The 15,889-nt window shown below is 37.7% G+C and carries 12 protein-coding genes; 6 read left to right on the plus strand and 6 right to left on the minus strand.

Going from position 1 to position 15,889, the window contains the following annotated elements:
- The first annotated feature begins 96 nt into the window (after positions 1-96).
- From ACZ41W_RS09530 to ACZ41W_RS09545, 4 genes are all read left to right on the plus strand, one after another.
- Entirely contained in the window at positions 97-1,770 is a 1,674-nt protein-coding gene (locus tag ACZ41W_RS09530; protein ID WP_464311745.1) for a SulP family inorganic anion transporter, read from the plus strand.
- Positions 1,771-2,010: 240 nt separating this feature from the next.
- Entirely contained in the window at positions 2,011-3,207 is a 1,197-nt protein-coding gene (locus ACZ41W_RS09535; RefSeq protein ID WP_464311746.1) for a class I SAM-dependent rRNA methyltransferase, read from the plus strand.
- Between the two features lie 22 nt (positions 3,208-3,229).
- Positions 3,230-3,559, plus strand: a complete 330-nt coding sequence (locus tag ACZ41W_RS09540; RefSeq protein WP_464311747.1) for a DUF1904 family protein — start codon at positions 3,230-3,232, stop codon at positions 3,557-3,559.
- A 12-nt stretch (positions 3,560-3,571) separates the two neighbouring features.
- Entirely contained in the window at positions 3,572-5,065 is a 1,494-nt protein-coding gene (locus ACZ41W_RS09545) for a polysaccharide deacetylase family protein (protein WP_464311748.1), read from the plus strand.
- A gap of 575 nt (positions 5,066-5,640) precedes the next feature.
- On the opposite strand, the gene ACZ41W_RS09550 is transcribed toward ACZ41W_RS09545, so the two are convergent.
- Complete coding sequence (locus ACZ41W_RS09550) at positions 5,641-7,509, minus strand: DEAD/DEAH box helicase (protein WP_464311749.1); 1,869 nt, start codon at positions 7,507-7,509, stop codon at positions 5,641-5,643.
- A 344-nt stretch (positions 7,510-7,853) separates the two neighbouring features.
- Positions 7,854-8,219, minus strand: coding sequence for a YegP family protein (locus ACZ41W_RS09555; protein ID WP_464311750.1), 366 nt, complete (start codon positions 8,217-8,219; stop codon positions 7,854-7,856).
- A gap of 293 nt (positions 8,220-8,512) precedes the next feature.
- Between ACZ41W_RS09555 and ACZ41W_RS09560 the strand changes: the two genes are divergently transcribed.
- Complete coding sequence (locus ACZ41W_RS09560) at positions 8,513-10,225, plus strand: sensor histidine kinase (RefSeq protein ID WP_464311751.1); 1,713 nt, start codon at positions 8,513-8,515, stop codon at positions 10,223-10,225.
- Here ACZ41W_RS09560 and ACZ41W_RS09565 read toward each other — a convergent pair.
- The 3 genes from ACZ41W_RS09565 to ACZ41W_RS09575 form a co-directional block, all read right to left on the minus strand.
- Positions 10,206-10,853 carry a response regulator transcription factor gene (locus tag ACZ41W_RS09565; protein WP_464311752.1) on the minus strand — a complete coding sequence of 216 codons (648 nt, stop codon included), beginning with the start codon at positions 10,851-10,853 and terminating at the stop codon, positions 10,206-10,208. The two genes, ACZ41W_RS09560 and ACZ41W_RS09565, sit on opposite strands and share 20 nt — an antisense overlap.
- A 3-nt stretch (positions 10,854-10,856) precedes the next feature.
- On the minus strand, positions 10,857-11,816 hold the full coding sequence (locus ACZ41W_RS09570) for a hypothetical protein (protein ID WP_464311753.1): 960 nt from the start codon (positions 11,814-11,816) through the stop codon (positions 10,857-10,859).
- A 109-nt stretch (positions 11,817-11,925) separates the two neighbouring features.
- Positions 11,926-12,525 (minus strand): NUDIX hydrolase, encoded by a 600-nt coding sequence (locus tag ACZ41W_RS09575; RefSeq protein ID WP_464311754.1) that lies wholly within the window; start codon positions 12,523-12,525, stop codon positions 11,926-11,928.
- Between the two features lie 207 nt (positions 12,526-12,732).
- Between ACZ41W_RS09575 and ACZ41W_RS09580 the strand changes: the two genes are divergently transcribed.
- The gene (locus ACZ41W_RS09580; RefSeq protein ID WP_464311755.1) at positions 12,733-14,289 is read left to right on the plus strand and encodes an ABC-F family ATP-binding cassette domain-containing protein; all 1,557 of its coding nucleotides are present in this window, start codon (positions 12,733-12,735) and stop codon (positions 14,287-14,289) included.
- A gap of 801 nt (positions 14,290-15,090) precedes the next feature.
- Here ACZ41W_RS09580 and ACZ41W_RS09585 read toward each other — a convergent pair.
- Entirely contained in the window at positions 15,091-15,885 is a 795-nt protein-coding gene (locus ACZ41W_RS09585; RefSeq protein WP_464311756.1) for a DUF1295 domain-containing protein, read from the minus strand.
- Positions 15,886-15,889 lie beyond the last annotated feature (4 nt).

The raw sequence follows: 15,889 nt of genomic DNA on the forward strand, positions 1-15,889 counted from the left end.
AATTATTTGAAATGATATTTTCGTGCATCCCCCTATTATAAATGCTACAATAGAGGAGGTGCCTAAACAGCATACACTTTTCGCAAGGAGGTTATAATGAATATTTTTCATCCAAAATTTTTTACGACGATTAAAGACTATTCAAAGAAGCAATTTATGAACGATATCATCGCTGGTATTATCGTTGCAATTGTCGCATTGCCTCTTTCCATAGCCCTTGCCATCTCTTCTGGCGTATCGCCTGAAAAAGGTTTGCACACAGCCATCATCGCTGGATTTTTAATCTCATTTTTAGGGGGTAGCCGCGTCCAAATTGGCGGACCTACCGGTGCCTTTATGGTCATTGTATTTGGTATCGTCGCTAAATACGGACTTGACGGACTTATCATGGCCACGATGATGGGCGGATTGATGATGGTCCTTATGGGCGTTTTTCGAATGGGAAGCGTCATCAAATTTATACCACACACCATTACAACGGGCTTCACGAGTGGTATCGCAATTACCATATTTTCATCGCAAGTCAAAGATTTTCTCGGCCTTCAAATAAAAGATGTTCCAGCTGAGTTTTTACCAAAATGGTCAGCATATTTCAAGGCAATTGACACGGTGGATTTATATACGATTTTAATTGGTCTCTTAGCACTTGCTATAATTGTTTTCTGGCCAAAGAAAAAAATCAAAGTTCCTGGGACGCTAATTGCACTCATTGTTACCACTTTAGTGGTTCAATTAACGGGAATCGAAGTTATGACCATCGGCGGTAAGTTCGGGGAGTTATCTTCTGCACTTCCGATGCCAAAACTTCCAGCATTTAGCCTCGAAAAAATACAATATCTCATCGGTCCTGCGTTTACCATTGCTATCTTAGGAGCAATTGAGTCATTACTTTCAGCGGTGGTTGCAGATGGTATGATTGGTGGAAAACACCGCTCAAACACCGAGCTCATTGGGCAAGGAATTGCCAATATGGCATCGGGATTATTCGGTGGAATCCCAGCAACAGGTGCAATTGCAAGAACTGTTACCAACATTAACAACGGCGGTAGAACACCTGTAGCGGGTATGGTACATGCCATCACGCTCCTCTTGATTATGGTACTCTTTATGCCGCTTGCTAAAATGATTCCACTCTCTGCACTGGCAGCCATCTTGATCGTCGTTGCCTATAACATGAGTGAATGGCGCGAGTTTTTACAACTCCTTAAATCGCCAAAAAGCGACGTGGCCGTACTTCTCATCACCTTCTTTGTCACAGTCCTTGTTGACCTTGTAAAAGCAATCGAAATCGGCATGGTATTGGCTTCATTACTCTTTATGAAACGCATGGCGGATGTCACTGAAGTGAAAGAATTGATCCGCGATACTGCTGAAGATGACGATAGTTTTACGCCGTCATTTGACCGCGAACTTCTCAAACGTTTACCGCAGCAAATTCAAGTTTATGAAATTAACGGACCGATGTTTTTTGGTGCTGCAGATAAATTCTTAGAGGTTATCAATGAAGTAAGTGGCAATACAAAAACACTTATACTTCGTATGCGAAATGTCCCTGCAATGGATGCTTCTGCAATACATGCCATTAAGCGTTTTATGAAAGTATGTAAAAAGTACAAAATCAAACTTGTGATTTCTGGACTCAAACAACAGCCGTATGATGTCTTATTAAAAGCCGGTCTCATCGATGAAATTGGTGAACATCATGTCTTCCCAACATTTGAAGAAGCTTTAATCTACGCTGAAGCCTATCACAAAGAGCTCGTTAAGTAGACTGATCTATGCACTAAAAAGCGCTTTCAGGCTGATTTATGCGCGTTTTAAAAAATACTAATAATAATTATGAGAGTACGTATCAACAAGTAAGTGTAAGTAATCATGTGTAAGCGTATATTTGTAAGCATGTATTTGTAAGTATGTATTTGTAAGCATGTATAAGTAATTATGTATATTTAATTATGTATATTCAATTATGTATATTCAATTTAGTATGTTCAAAAAAAAGGAGTTCGTATGTTCGAAGTTAAAATTCACGGAAAGCACGTGGAAAAGTACAAAAATCAGTATCCACTCATCTTTAAAGAAGCCATCATCGGCTACCAAATGATTGAAAATACTTTGGTAGATGAAGGAACTGTTCTAAAACTCGTCGATGAAAGAGGACGATATCTTGCCACTGGCTATTTTGGTAAACAAAACAAAGGGTTGGGTTGGGTTTTATCAAAAAATGAAAAAGAAAAGTTTGATCTAACTTTCTTTCAAAAAAAGCTCTACCAAGCATTAGAGAAAAGACTTCCTTTGTATCGTAATCCAAAGACTACTGCTTTCCGTGTATTTAACGGCGAGGGAGATGGCATCGGCGGTTTAACCATTGATTTTTATAATGGTTACTATCTTATTAACTGGTATAATCGCGGCATCTATCAATTTAAGCCATTGATTCTTGAAGCGCTCAAAAAATCGGTTGAATTCGATGCTATCTACGAAAAAATTCGCTTTGATGGGCTCGATACGGAGACAACTGATGGCTTTTTAGAAGGTAAACCTGCTGAATTTCCTATCATTGTAAAAGAAAATGGCGTCAATGTTTCCGTCTTTTTTAACGACGGCGCAATGGTCGGTGTCTTTTTGGACCAACGCGAAGTACGAAAAAGCATACGCAATACCTATGCAAAAGGAAAAACTGTCCTCAATACCTTTTCGTATACGGGTGTCTTTTCTGTATTTGCTGCACTCGGTGGTGCAAAATCAACGACAAGTGTCGATCTTGCCAATCGAAGCATAGAATATACCAGAAAAAACTTTGAAATCAACCAACTCTCACCTGAACACAATGAAATTCTGGTGGAAGATGTTTTCCACTACTTCAAGTACGCGCATAAGAAGGGACTTCAATTCGATATGGTCGTTCTTGATCCACCAAGCTATGCCAAATCAAAGGATTTTGTTTTTAGCGCGGAGAAAGACTATGCTGGTTTACTCGCAGAAGTCATTCAAATTACCAAAAATCAAGGCGTTATCGTAGCTTCCAACAATTCAAGTACCATTTCACTTGATAAGTTTAAGCAAATCATCGGAAAAGCCTTTAATGAAGCACATGCAAAATTTAAAATTCTTGAAGTGCATCAATGTCCAAAAGATTTTAGAGTTCACCCTCTTTACGAGGAAAGCAATTACCTAAAAGTTGCTTTTATCAAAGTTCTCAAATAAAATATGAAGTAGGAGGCGTTTTATGCCACATCTCGTATTCAGAGGCATTCGAAAAGAAGATCTCGTTGAATTTGAAAAGGAATTACTGGTCAACGCATCGGATATCATCAACTGTCCAATCGACCATTTTACGGTAGAATGGCAAGAAACATTGTTTATTTCAAACGGAATTGAAAATAATGGGGGTTATCCCTTTGTCAATATCTTTTGGTTTAAACGCCCCCTTGAACAAGAAAAGGCAATTATGCAATTAATCACAGATGCAGTTCATTTAAAGGGCTATAAAGATGTCTGTATTTATTTTCACGAACTCAATCCTAAAAAGTATTATGAAAATGGGATTTCATTTTAGAAAGGTTTAACCATGCGAATTCAAAAAATATCTATTTTATGTATGTGTCTTGTGAGTTTTCTATTTGTTTTAAGTGCGTGTACGAGTCATTACGAACAAATTGACGATCCCATTAGACCAGAATCTACAATCCAAAATGGAGCAAGCGAACAATCGGAGTCTGGAATTTGTTCAATCATTGAACAGAATGATAAACAAACGGTTTCCGTGCATTATCCTGTGACTGGATATGCAAAAATTGACGAAATTATCGCTGGCTTTTCTTTGAATCGCATTGAATTATTTAAGCAAGAAACTGCCAATATCAAGATTGTTACTGATGAAAATTTGCCCTATGAACTTCATATGGATTATGAAATCACCTATCAAACGTCACGTCATATCTCAATTTTATTTACTGAGAGTAAGTACCTTGGCAGTTTACAACCAGAAAAAACCATCTACACGTATAATTTCAACATCGAACAAGAGCGTTTATTATCACTAAAGGATATATTTAAAGGATCCTCTGCCTATTTAGAAGTGCTCTCTCAATACGTTTACGAAGCATTGATTAATGAAAATGTTCTCAATCTCACACTTGACAAAGAGTGGGTAACTAAGGGAAGTCAACCTCTTGAAGCTAACTTCAAACATTTTTTACTCGTTGAAGGCGGGGTTCAAATCTTCTTTGAAAAATATCAATTAGGTCCTGCGTTTATCGGAGAACCCATTTTAACGGTACCATTTGATGTTTTCACTGCGCATATTGAACTTAAAGAAAAGTCCTTAGAATCTGAAGTTTCAACCACTGAGCCCGAAGATCCTTCTCCTATAGTCGAAACGACAGAAGCTGTAACGGAATCCACCACTGATCAAGATGATGCTTCCAATACAGACCCAGCCGTTTCCGCTAAAAAAAGGATTGCTATAACGTTTGAAGATGGACCTCATCCGATTTATACGCCCCTCATTTTAGATACATTAAAATCCAGAAATGAAGAAGCCACTTTCTTTTTAATCGGAAAACGAGCCTTTATTTATACCGACCTGACCAAGCGTATTTATGACGATGGGCATCTCATCGGTTCACATAGCTGGAATCATCCACAATTGACTCGTTTGAGCAACAGTGACCTTACTATTCAATTCAACCGTACCAATCAAGTGATTCAAAACATTACAGGATTTACGCCATTTTTATACAGACCACCTTACGGTATATACAACGAAGCTGTATTAGAAAGTGGGAACATGCCTGCAATTTTATGGTCAATTGATCCACTTGATATGAAATTCCAAGATTCTGAGTACATTAAGAATTACGTACTCGATCACGCATTTGATGGTGCCATTATCATGCTCCACGATAATAATCCTTATACCACGCAAGCGCTCAGCGCCATCATCGATGGACTGATCAAAGACGGATTTGAAATTGTCTCCTTAGACGAACTTCTCGATTTAAATGCTTCGAGTTTGAAGAATAATACCAATGTGTATTCGCGAGGGGCAGAAATCAAGTAGAGTTGAAACGAGCGAATTACTCGATTAAATAAAATCAAAACAAGCAAAAAATAAGACGCTTTTCACTTGGTCCTCGGCTTCGCCTGCGGAATCGTTTAAAGCGTCTTATTTTTTTGCTTGTTCATAAGTTATTAATGCAACGAGAAAATATGCCCATTAAATAGACAATTACGTCGATGAAATGTGAAAGATCAAGGAGCTATCTGCTTCTATGTCTCAACCATTTACTCGCTCTCTCTTCCCATCCTTTCCCTCACCTCAAAATAATGACTCAAGCATAAAAAGAAGCAAGAACCCTTAAACGATTCCGCAGGCATAATAGTAGGATGCAAACGAGAGTTGCTTTGTGATTTTCATCATTTGCTCACCTAAATTTGAATCACACATGCATAAAAAGAAACAAGAACCCTTGAACGATTCCGCAGGCGTAGCCGAGGACTTAGTGAAAGGGTTCTTGCTTTTTTTATGCAGTATATCACATTTAAATTAATATAACTGAAAAATCACAAAGCAACTCTCTTTTGTATCCGCGATCGCCGAGGACTTAGTGAAAGGATTCTTGCTTCTTTTATGCTTTACTCTTTATCTTTAACCTTTTTACTTCTTTTTGTATCTTTTGAAAACTCTTTGTCATGTGAAGGTGCTTTGTCACGTGAACTTGATTTTTCACGGTAAGCGGATTTATCTCTGCTACCTGATTTTTCTCTTGAAGAGTCTCTGTCTTTGCTGTAACCTCTATCGTCTTTTCTCTTGCCGCCCTTAGGTGCATCTGAGTAAGACTTTCCGCCTTTACCTTTGCCATCTTTAGCAGGTTCAATCGAAATTGGTTTACCTTTGATCATGCGCTTGTCCATTTTTTCCATCACGCGTTCAGCATGACTTTCTGGAATTTCAACAAACGTAAAGCTATCAAAAATATCCACGCTTCCGATCAATCTACCTTCAATGCCTGCTTCGTTTGCAATAGCACCAACGATATCTCTTGGTCTTACATTGTGGTTATTTCCCACATTGATGTGCATACGAATCATACCAGCACTTGAACGTCTTGTTTTGCCTGACTTCGAGTTCTTATCGCCCTCTCTATCATTTCGACTGCCTCTATCACGCGATGGTGATTTTGCATTATCAATTGAATCGATTTCTTGAATATTTTCAAGTTCTAATTCCATTTGGAACAATGCAGCAGCAATTTCAACAGCTGAATACGTACTATCTGTCAATTCTTCGATAAAATCAACATATTTACGATCGACGCCCGCTTCGATTCTCTCTTTGATTTTGCTCATAAAGAGTTCGCGCTTCATCGCTTGTAAATCGCTAATTTTTGGAATTGGATGTGGTTTAATATCCGATTTTGTATATCTCATGATGCTTCTTAAAAGGTGGAAATCTCTTGATGTAATAAATGTAAATGAAATTCCCTCTTTACCAGCACGGCCCGTTCTACCAATACGGTGAACATAGTATTCTTCATGCGATGGCATATCGTAATTGAATACAGCCTCTACGTTATCGATGTCGAGCCCTCTCGCTGCAACGTCTGTTGCAATAAGAATCTCAATATCGCCACGTTTAAATTTGTTGATAACATTCATACGAAGCGTTTGCTTCATATCGCCATGAATTTTATCACACATGTAACCTCTTGCCTGAAGCATGTCCGTTACTTCATCTACACGCTTTTTTGTGTTACAAAATACAATCGATAATTTATAATTGTAAATGTCGATAAGGCGTGTTAAGATTTCCATTTTATCTCGATCTTTCATTTCAAGATACACTTGCTCAATGCTCGGTGCCGATAACTGAGTATGTGTAACTTTTAAAATTTCAGGATCTCTTTGGTACTTGTTGATGATGTTCATAATCTCTTTTGGCATTGTTGCTGAGAATAAAAGCGTTTGGATTTCGTGATCCACTTCGTCAAGAACAAGTTCAATGTCCTCTCTAAAGCCCATGTTCAGCATCTCATCTGCTTCATCTAAGATGAGCATTTTAAGATTTGACATTTTAAGCGTTTTTCTTCTCAAGTGGTCTAAAACTCTACCTGGCGTACCAATAACCACTTGTGCGCCTGATCTTAAACCTTTGATTTGTCTTTCGATATCTTGTCCACCGTAGATTGGTAAAATATGAAGACCTCTCAAATATTTACCAATTCGATTCACTTCCTCCGAAATCTGTACTGCAAGTTCACGCGTTGGGCATAATACTAATGCTTGTACATTTTTGTTTGATAAGTCAATCTTCTCTAACATCGGAATTGTAAAAGCAGCTGTTTTACCTGTTCCTGTCTGCGCCTGTCCAACAAGGTCCCGTCCTGTAAATGCTACAGGGATTGCCATTGCTTGTATAGGCGTTGTTTCCTCAAAGCCCATATCTTCAACAGCTTTCAAAATTTCTTTTGAGCAGTTTAATTCACTAAATTGAATTTTTTCCATTCATTGTTCCTTTCCTATCTATAAAATAAACAAAGGTCAGACATACTAACCTTTGAATAGCACTTCCATGTTAATCTGTGGTAAAAGCTCGTTTTTGAGCCCACCAATTATCTATTATATCATATAGTCAGAAAATGACCTATTATTATTTTGACACATTTGAATCACTATATCAAATGATTTGTATCAATAGACAACAACACGCGTCTAGATATGATCACTCGTCAGGATATGATCATGCGTCAAGTGATAATCACATATGGCTGCGCTTACTGCGAAAGCGACAACCTTAGGTGCTTACGGTTAAATATACCCTTTATTCTAGCGTTTATATATTTTTTATATCATTTCTCAGTATAATCTACAACACCTGCATGTTGCGCTGTTTTTTTCAAAATTTGGATGGCTTCAAAACAAGTCTCCCTGCTATCAAATACGGTACTGGAAAATATCGTTTCACCTTGAAAGCCCATCAATGAAAATGTACCCATTGGGCGAATTAAAAAATAGGGCGGCGTAAGTTGTTCATTTTCTTCATCGCTAATTTGTGCCACGACGACCGATTCGCGTATCTGTGATAAACACGCCTCTAAAGACGAACGGCTCTCAAAAGTTTGAGATGTGATTTTGACAGTTTCACCTACATCTTTAAATGTAAAATAGTATCTGTTCAATGGATTTTGTTTAATCTCAAAAATGGATCGATTCATATTCTCACCTTTTAATTGTATTTTCTAGCTCTCGTTAAATGTACGCTCAATATCTCGTCAAATGGTTTCTACATATTATCGTTAAATGTATTTTCTATCTATAGAGTACTTGTGTCACACCTTTGATATAAGTGCCAGAGGTCATTTCTCTAGTCATTAAAATACATCCAATCGTCATTTTTATCCCTTACCTTACTACTCAAATCGAGCCACAGCTCCTTAGATAGATTGTAGATTCCATCTGCATGATTTATAATAAAGGTGAACTCACATCATCAAATGGGGAGGATGATATGCAAGTTAGCTTAAAGCTCGCTCATGAATTTAACACCATCTTACTTTCACATTTAGTCACATTGTCGTTGCTCATTGTCTTTACTTCCTATATTTATCATCGGGCAAAAAAAACACCGCTACTTTATAGTTACTTAGCGGTTGTTGGGATGATTGCATTGTGGTTACTCGCGAAAATTCTCAAAACGGTTTCGCCTGTCATTGAGCTGAGATGGATCTTTATCTTACTACAGTATTTTGCAATTGATTCTTTGGGGCCATTTCTTTTAATTTTTGCCTACATCTATCAAAAGAAACGAATGCCCTCTAAAAAAGCGCTCATTTTAGGTAGTATTTTGCCACTTGCCTCTTTTGTGGCTATTTTGACAAACCCACTTCACATGACGTTCTACTCGTATTTTGATATTTATAGAGACTCGTTTGGTACTACTTTTTATTTTGCACAAAGTGTCCATTATCTTTATCTAATCGCAGGCATCGCCATGTTGACAAAAGGCTTCACCTCTCAGCCCATTTTTAATGGTAAAAAGAGCCTCGGCAATGTATTTGCTGTTTTCGTTCTTTTGCCTGTCATGGCAAATTTTTATTATTTATTCTTTAAAATGGATCTGTTCGAGTGGATATTCCCTTTTCCAGTCTTTGATTTTTCACCCATCGCGGCTTCGATTTCATTGATATTTTTCGCGATTCCAACACTTAAATATCGTTTTTTTGATTTATCACCTCTATCTCAAATGAAACTCTTTGATTCAGTGACTCAAGGGATTGTCTTTATTGCCCAAAATCATTCTATTTTGGAAAGCAATGCCTCATTTGATACCCTATTTAACCTAAGTGCATCACCGGTAACTGTTGAGTCCTTTTTAAATGAAGTTTCTTGTTTTTCTGAAAAAGACCGAGAGGCACTTTATACTTTTTTCACCACTGATAAAATGCCTTTACTCGAATTAACCGATGAACTGAATCGAACTTTGGTATTCGATCAAGTGAATAGAAAACATCATAAAATCATCATCGTTAAAGATCTTTCACTTCTCGTCGATCAAAAAATGAGACTATCTGAACAAAATCACGCTCTAGAAATTGTCAATAAGAAGCTCGATCAGATGGCACGTGACTCAAAAGCCCTTTACGTTGCGCGAAACAAATCAAAACTCGCTCAAAACATTCACGATATTCTCGGTCACAGCATCACAGTCGTCCTAGCATCGGCTGAAGTAGCTGCCACACAACCACCGGAAATCGCAAAAGAAAAAGCCCTTCAAATTGAAGAGCTTATGATTAGCAGTTTAAATGATTTGAGAAATACATTTAAAAAAGATTCTACGACTTGGAATGATAGTACCCTTTCCAAAATCCTCCATCATTTAAAAAACGATAGTATCGATGTTGAAATAAGCATTATCGGGAATGTATACGAGACAACTGGAGAACAAACCGAAGCTGTTTATCGTATGTGCCAAGAGGCAATTACCAATGCCATCAAACATGGTCAAGCAAGTAAACTCTTCATTATTTTAAAATACACCGACCAAGGTTTAAATGTCTATACCATCGACAATGGCAAGGGTTGTTCGAATATCACTCACAATCATGGACTACAAGGTATTGCAAACCGGTTTCACTTACTTTCTGGATCCGTTCAATTTTCATCAGATGGTGAATCAGGCTTTTCAATTCACGCGAACATTCCTAAACAAGTGAGTGCTTAATTGCAAATACCGATAGCTCCGTTCGGTAAGAATATCCCGTAATTGATAATAATTTGCTGATTTTATTTTTAATGGTGCCCTCACTGTAACACAGAGTGGCACCTATTTCTTTATTCGTCTTTCCCTGTGCAATTAGCTGCATAATTTTAATATCCACTTGATCAAAGAGCATCTCGTCAATGGCGATTTTCTTTTCGCTATTAATCACATACGCTTCAGAAGCTGCCTTTAGAAAAGGCGCTACACACGCGTGAAAGACAATTTGATTATGATAGACATTTTTAATTGTGGAAAGGAGTACTTCTGGGGACATATCTTTAATTAAGTAACCATTTGCACCCAATTGTATGGCATGTTTGATGTTGATCTCATCTTCAAACGTCGTCAGTAAGATCACTTTCACTTCTGGATAGATCTCTTTTAGTTCTTTTAAAGTTTCAACACCTGATTTTATGGGCATCCCTATATCCAATAACGCAATGTCTGGGAGTTCATTTTTGCACGTTTTCATCACTTCTTCCCCATTGCTACAAGATGCAATGATTTGGATATCACCCTCTTTTTTCAACATCTCTTCTAACATGGTTCGTAAAAGTAAATGATCATCCGCTAAGAGAATTTTTATCATAATTTAGACGTCCTTCCTCGACATTTTATCAACTGAATTTCTAATGCCTTTATAAATTTTTCGAAGTTCCGTACTTAAATCTTTGAGTTCCTCGGTATAGGTTTCATCCTTAAAACTCACTTCTTGAATCCTTTTTAGATGGGTTAACGACTGTTCTATCTGGTGAATTAAAGTGGTCTGAATATGATCAATCATCACCAATCGTTCATTTTCCGCTTCTAAAGCACTCGAAACACTTACATAATGGGTGAGTTTTACGTTCGCTTGTTCTAAAAAAATATTTCGTTGTTCCAATGTTTTTTCGGATTCTTTAATCTCTGTGATATCTTGAATGACGACTGTATAGCCTACAAGTTGTTTTCCCGATGTTAGAACCGGTCGTAAATCAAAATAGAAACATTTATTGAGTGATGAGTGATGAACTTCACCCTTAATATGCTCTAAAAGCTGAATTTTTTGATCTAACGCTTCATAAGTGGCAATCCCCTCATGATCCATAAAAACCATGAGTTCGGATAGTGTTTTGATCTCTCCAAATAGCTTTTTAAAGACATCCATATGATTGACATGCGTAATCGTACCATCCAGATCCACTACAAATACCAATTCCTCTAACACCGAAAAAGAGTTAAACAAATTGACTGTGATATCTTGGAAAAACGTTTTGTCTTTCATACTCACTTGAATGAGTATCCCCGCCATTAAGGTGATCCACGCTGCCAAGGCGCTTAATTGACTGATGATGCTATACGTATAAGTAACTGGAATATTCTCAACCGCAACACTCATCATGTAAGCCCCCATTGAAACAAGGACAAAAAGCGTCAAAAAATGCACCAAATAGAGCATGACACTCTTTTTAAACTTAGTCGCAAGTTTAAGATTATAAAAAATTCCAACGAAAAGCATCACAATTGTAATAACTGCCAAAATGAACGCATGATAATCTAAAATTCTCACCAAAAGATACCCCTTTATAAGAAGTTGATCACGTACTGTTTGTTTAAAAGCTTTGATTTAAAATCTTTGATTTAAAAGCTTTGTTTTAAAATGACAATATTCCTACTTTTTATTATATTTCATTTATAAATGAATTTAAACCAAAAAAACTCTCAAGCAAAAGTGCTGTTCTAAGCGTTACATCCTCCTGTTCGAGCAACTCTTTCGCCATTTTTTTATCGACCAACACAACCTCTGCGTCTTCTTCATCCGTTAGATACTCTTTCGAAGGCGTCCCTGAGTAATAACCATATGCCACTTCAATTCGCTCATTGACGATTCCCACCGAAATATATCGCGCTGGCGAGGCTTTCACAAACTGGAAATTCATCCCCGTTTCTTCCTTAAATTCTCTTGCACTTGTAATTTCAATAGACTCATTTGCATCACAAAGACCAGCGGGTAACATGTACAGATATTTCCCTGCAGACACTCTAAATTCTTTGAGTAAAACTACGTGCGTCTTTTCAGGGTTTGTTGCAAATATCATGGCACCGTCACTATACACTTTGCCACTGAACAGCTCATTTTCAATGCGTTCAATGCCATTTCGAGATGCGATTTCCCATGTTCTCATTTGACCTTTTTTATCAATATATTCTATTTCAAATGCTTTAAGATATTTTAAAGATTTGAGCTCTTTCACGGATTTTACTTGTATAGGTGTTTTCAAAATATTTACCTCATTTATTTTATTTTGCCTTTTAGCATGCTTTTATTATATAATATCAAAGGATTTATTAGAAGAAACTTATCAGCAAGCCACTTTGTATTGCTGATTCAATAGAAGGTCCATTCGATTAAATGCTGCCATAGATTCAAGTTGCGCAGTCATTTATTTATCGACCTGAGTTTTAACACATACAAGAAAGGATGCCTCATGAGTATTTTAAATGTCAAAAATCTCAGCCACGGTTTTGGAGATCGTGCTATTTTTAACAACGTATCATTCCGCTTATTGAAAGGGGAACACATCGGTTTAATCGGCGCAAATGGCGAAGGTAAATCGACTTTTATGAACATTATCACCCACAAACTTGAGCCAGATGAAGGACAAGTAGAATGGTCAAGCCGCGTGCGTTCTGGCTACCTCGACCAACATACGAGCTTAGAAAAAGGAACGACGATCAAATCCGTACTTGAAGGCGCTTTCCAATACCTTTTTGATATGGAAGCGGAAATGAACGACATGTACATGCGCATGGGCGAAGTTTCTCAAGAAGAACTCGACCTATTAATGGAAGACGTCGGCACCATTCAAGATATCCTCAACCACAATGACTTTTATGTCATCGACTCCAAAATCAACGAGGTTGCACGTGGTTTAGGTTTACTCGAAGTAGGACTTGATAAAACGGTGGATTCCCTCAGTGGTGGACAAAGAACGAAGATTTTGCTCGCAAAATTACTTCTTGAAAAACCGGACATTTTACTCCTCGATGAGCCGACGAACTACTTAGATGAAGAACATATTGAGTGGTTAAAAAAATATCTTCAAGAGTATGAAAATGCCTTTATCTTGATTTCACATGATATTCCATTTTTAAATAGCGTTGTCAATCTCATATACCACATGGACAACAAAGAACTCAATCGCTATGTAGGTGATTATGATAACTTCATGAGAATCTATGAAGTGAAGAAAAAACAATTAGAATCTGCATTTAAACAGCAACAACAAGAAATTTCAGACCTTGAAGACTTTGTTGCGAGAAATAAAGCGCGTGTTTCAACGCGTAACATGGCGATGTCGCGTCAGAAAAAACTCGATAAAATGGATAAAATCGAGTTGGCGCGTGAAAAGCCAAAACCAGAATTCAACTTTAAGTTAGCACGTACTTCAGGAAAACTCATCTTTGAAACCAAAGATTTGGTGATCGGTTATGATGAAGCCTTATGTCGTCCACTCAATCTGCGTTTAGAACGTGGTCAAAAGGTTGCCATCACAGGTGCCAACGGTCTTGGTAAGACGACTTTATTAAAAAGTATTTTGGGTGAAATCAAAAGTATTTCGGGTTCTGTTGAAACAGGTGAATTCCTTTATACAGGCTACTTTGAGCAAGAGATCAAAGAAGCGAACTACAATACGTGTATCGAAGAAGTTTGGAAAGATTTCCAATCCTATACACAATATGAAATCCGTGCAGCCCTTGCAAAATGTGGTTTAACCACTCAACATATCGAGAGCAAAGTGGTCGTTCTCAGCGGTGGTGAGCAAGCAAAAGTCAGACTTTGCAAACTCATCAACAAAGAAACGAATTTCCTTGTACTAGATGAGCCGACTAACCACTTAGACGTCGATGCAAAAGAAGAGCTTAAACGTGCACTCATTGCCTATAAAGGCACGATTTTACTCATTTCCCACGAACCAGAATTCTACAGAGACATCGTGTCAGATGTTTGGAATTTGGAGCAGTGGACGACGAAGATTGTTTAATGTTTAAAATGGGATGTGTAGCATAAAAAAAGCAAGTTCCCTTTCACTTGATTCACTGCAACATCTGAAACAAAAGAGAGTCATCTTGTGATTTTCTCAGTTGTTTGAGTTTGAATGTGATGTACAGCATAAAAAAAGCAAGTTCCCTTTCACTTGATCCACTGCAACATCTGAAACAAAAGAGAGTCATCTTGTGATTTTCTCAGTTGTTTGAGTTTGAATGTGATGTACAGCATAAAAAAAGCAAGTTCCCTTTCACTTGGTCCTCGGCTTCGCCTGCGGAAACGTTCAAGGGTACTTGCTTCTTTTTATGCTTGTGTATCGACATTTTAAAGCTGGGTGAAATAATGAAAATCACAAGATCACTCTCGTTTGTTTCCTGCTACTCAGCCTGCGGAATCGTTCAAGGGTACTTGCTTCTTTTTATGCTTGTGTATCGACCTTTTAAAGCTAGATGAAATAATGAAAATCACAAGATGACTTTCTTTTGTTTTCGGCTACTCAGCCTGTGGAATCGTTCAAGGGTACTTGCTTCTTTTTATGCTTGTGTATTGACATTTAAAGGCTGGAGGAAATGATGAAAGTCACAGTGAATGAAATACTATCCAAAATGTAAAATAATTTTAGATGATGGTGTCTTTAATAGATGTTTCATCGAAAAATATTTAAATAAGACACAAGTAAAATACCTCTGAACGATTCCGCAGGCAAAGCCGAGGACCAAGTGAAGAGGTACTTTTACTTGTGTCTTATATTAACATGTTATTCAATCTGATCATCATAATATAAAATCATCTAAAATCATTTTGTCTTTTGAAACCATGGAAAGAATTTATTGGTTCTCTTTCTATACTCATCAAAGCCCGGACGGTTCTCCATAGCCTTTTCAAGAAGTGGCACTCCGGATACAAATAGAAGCAACAGCGTAATCGTCAGTGGACTGATGATCGCGAACCAATGTGCACCTGATGACAGGGCAATTAAGAAAATTCCCCACCACATTGTGGCCTCTCCAAAGTAATTCGGATGTCTCGTCAGCGACCAAAGTCCTGTTGTCATGAGCTTTCCTTTACTTTCTTTCGATTGTTTAAATGCCCTTAATTGCGCATCACCAACCACTTCGAAAAAGTAGCCTGTCATCCAAATCAATACACCGACGATGAACAACCAATTCGACGCAGAGATGTCGGAGTTAAATGTGGTTGAACTAAGCGCTTTATGAATCCAAACCACAGGAAGTGATATGATGAGCATAAAAAGCCCTTGAAGTAAATAGACCTGGAAAAATGCGCGTGGTATCACCCATTTTCCCCATTCTTTTCGCCAATTGGCATATCTAAAATCCTCTGGTTTACCCCAGTTCCTTCTAACGATATGATAAAACAATCTTCCGCCCCACAGAGTGACTAGACCTGTCGTAGTCAGAGAAATCCAATGGTAGCTAGAAGTTCTGATCATTGCGAACGCCGCAACAACAACAAACCCTAGGCCCCAAGCCATATCCACGATACTATTATTTTTTATAGCGGTACCAATTATAAAGAATGTTAGAAAATAGCCTAACACCACGAGTACGACTTCTAGTTCAATGTTCATAAAT

It is taken from the genome of Fusibacter fontis (genome assembly GCF_055378735.1).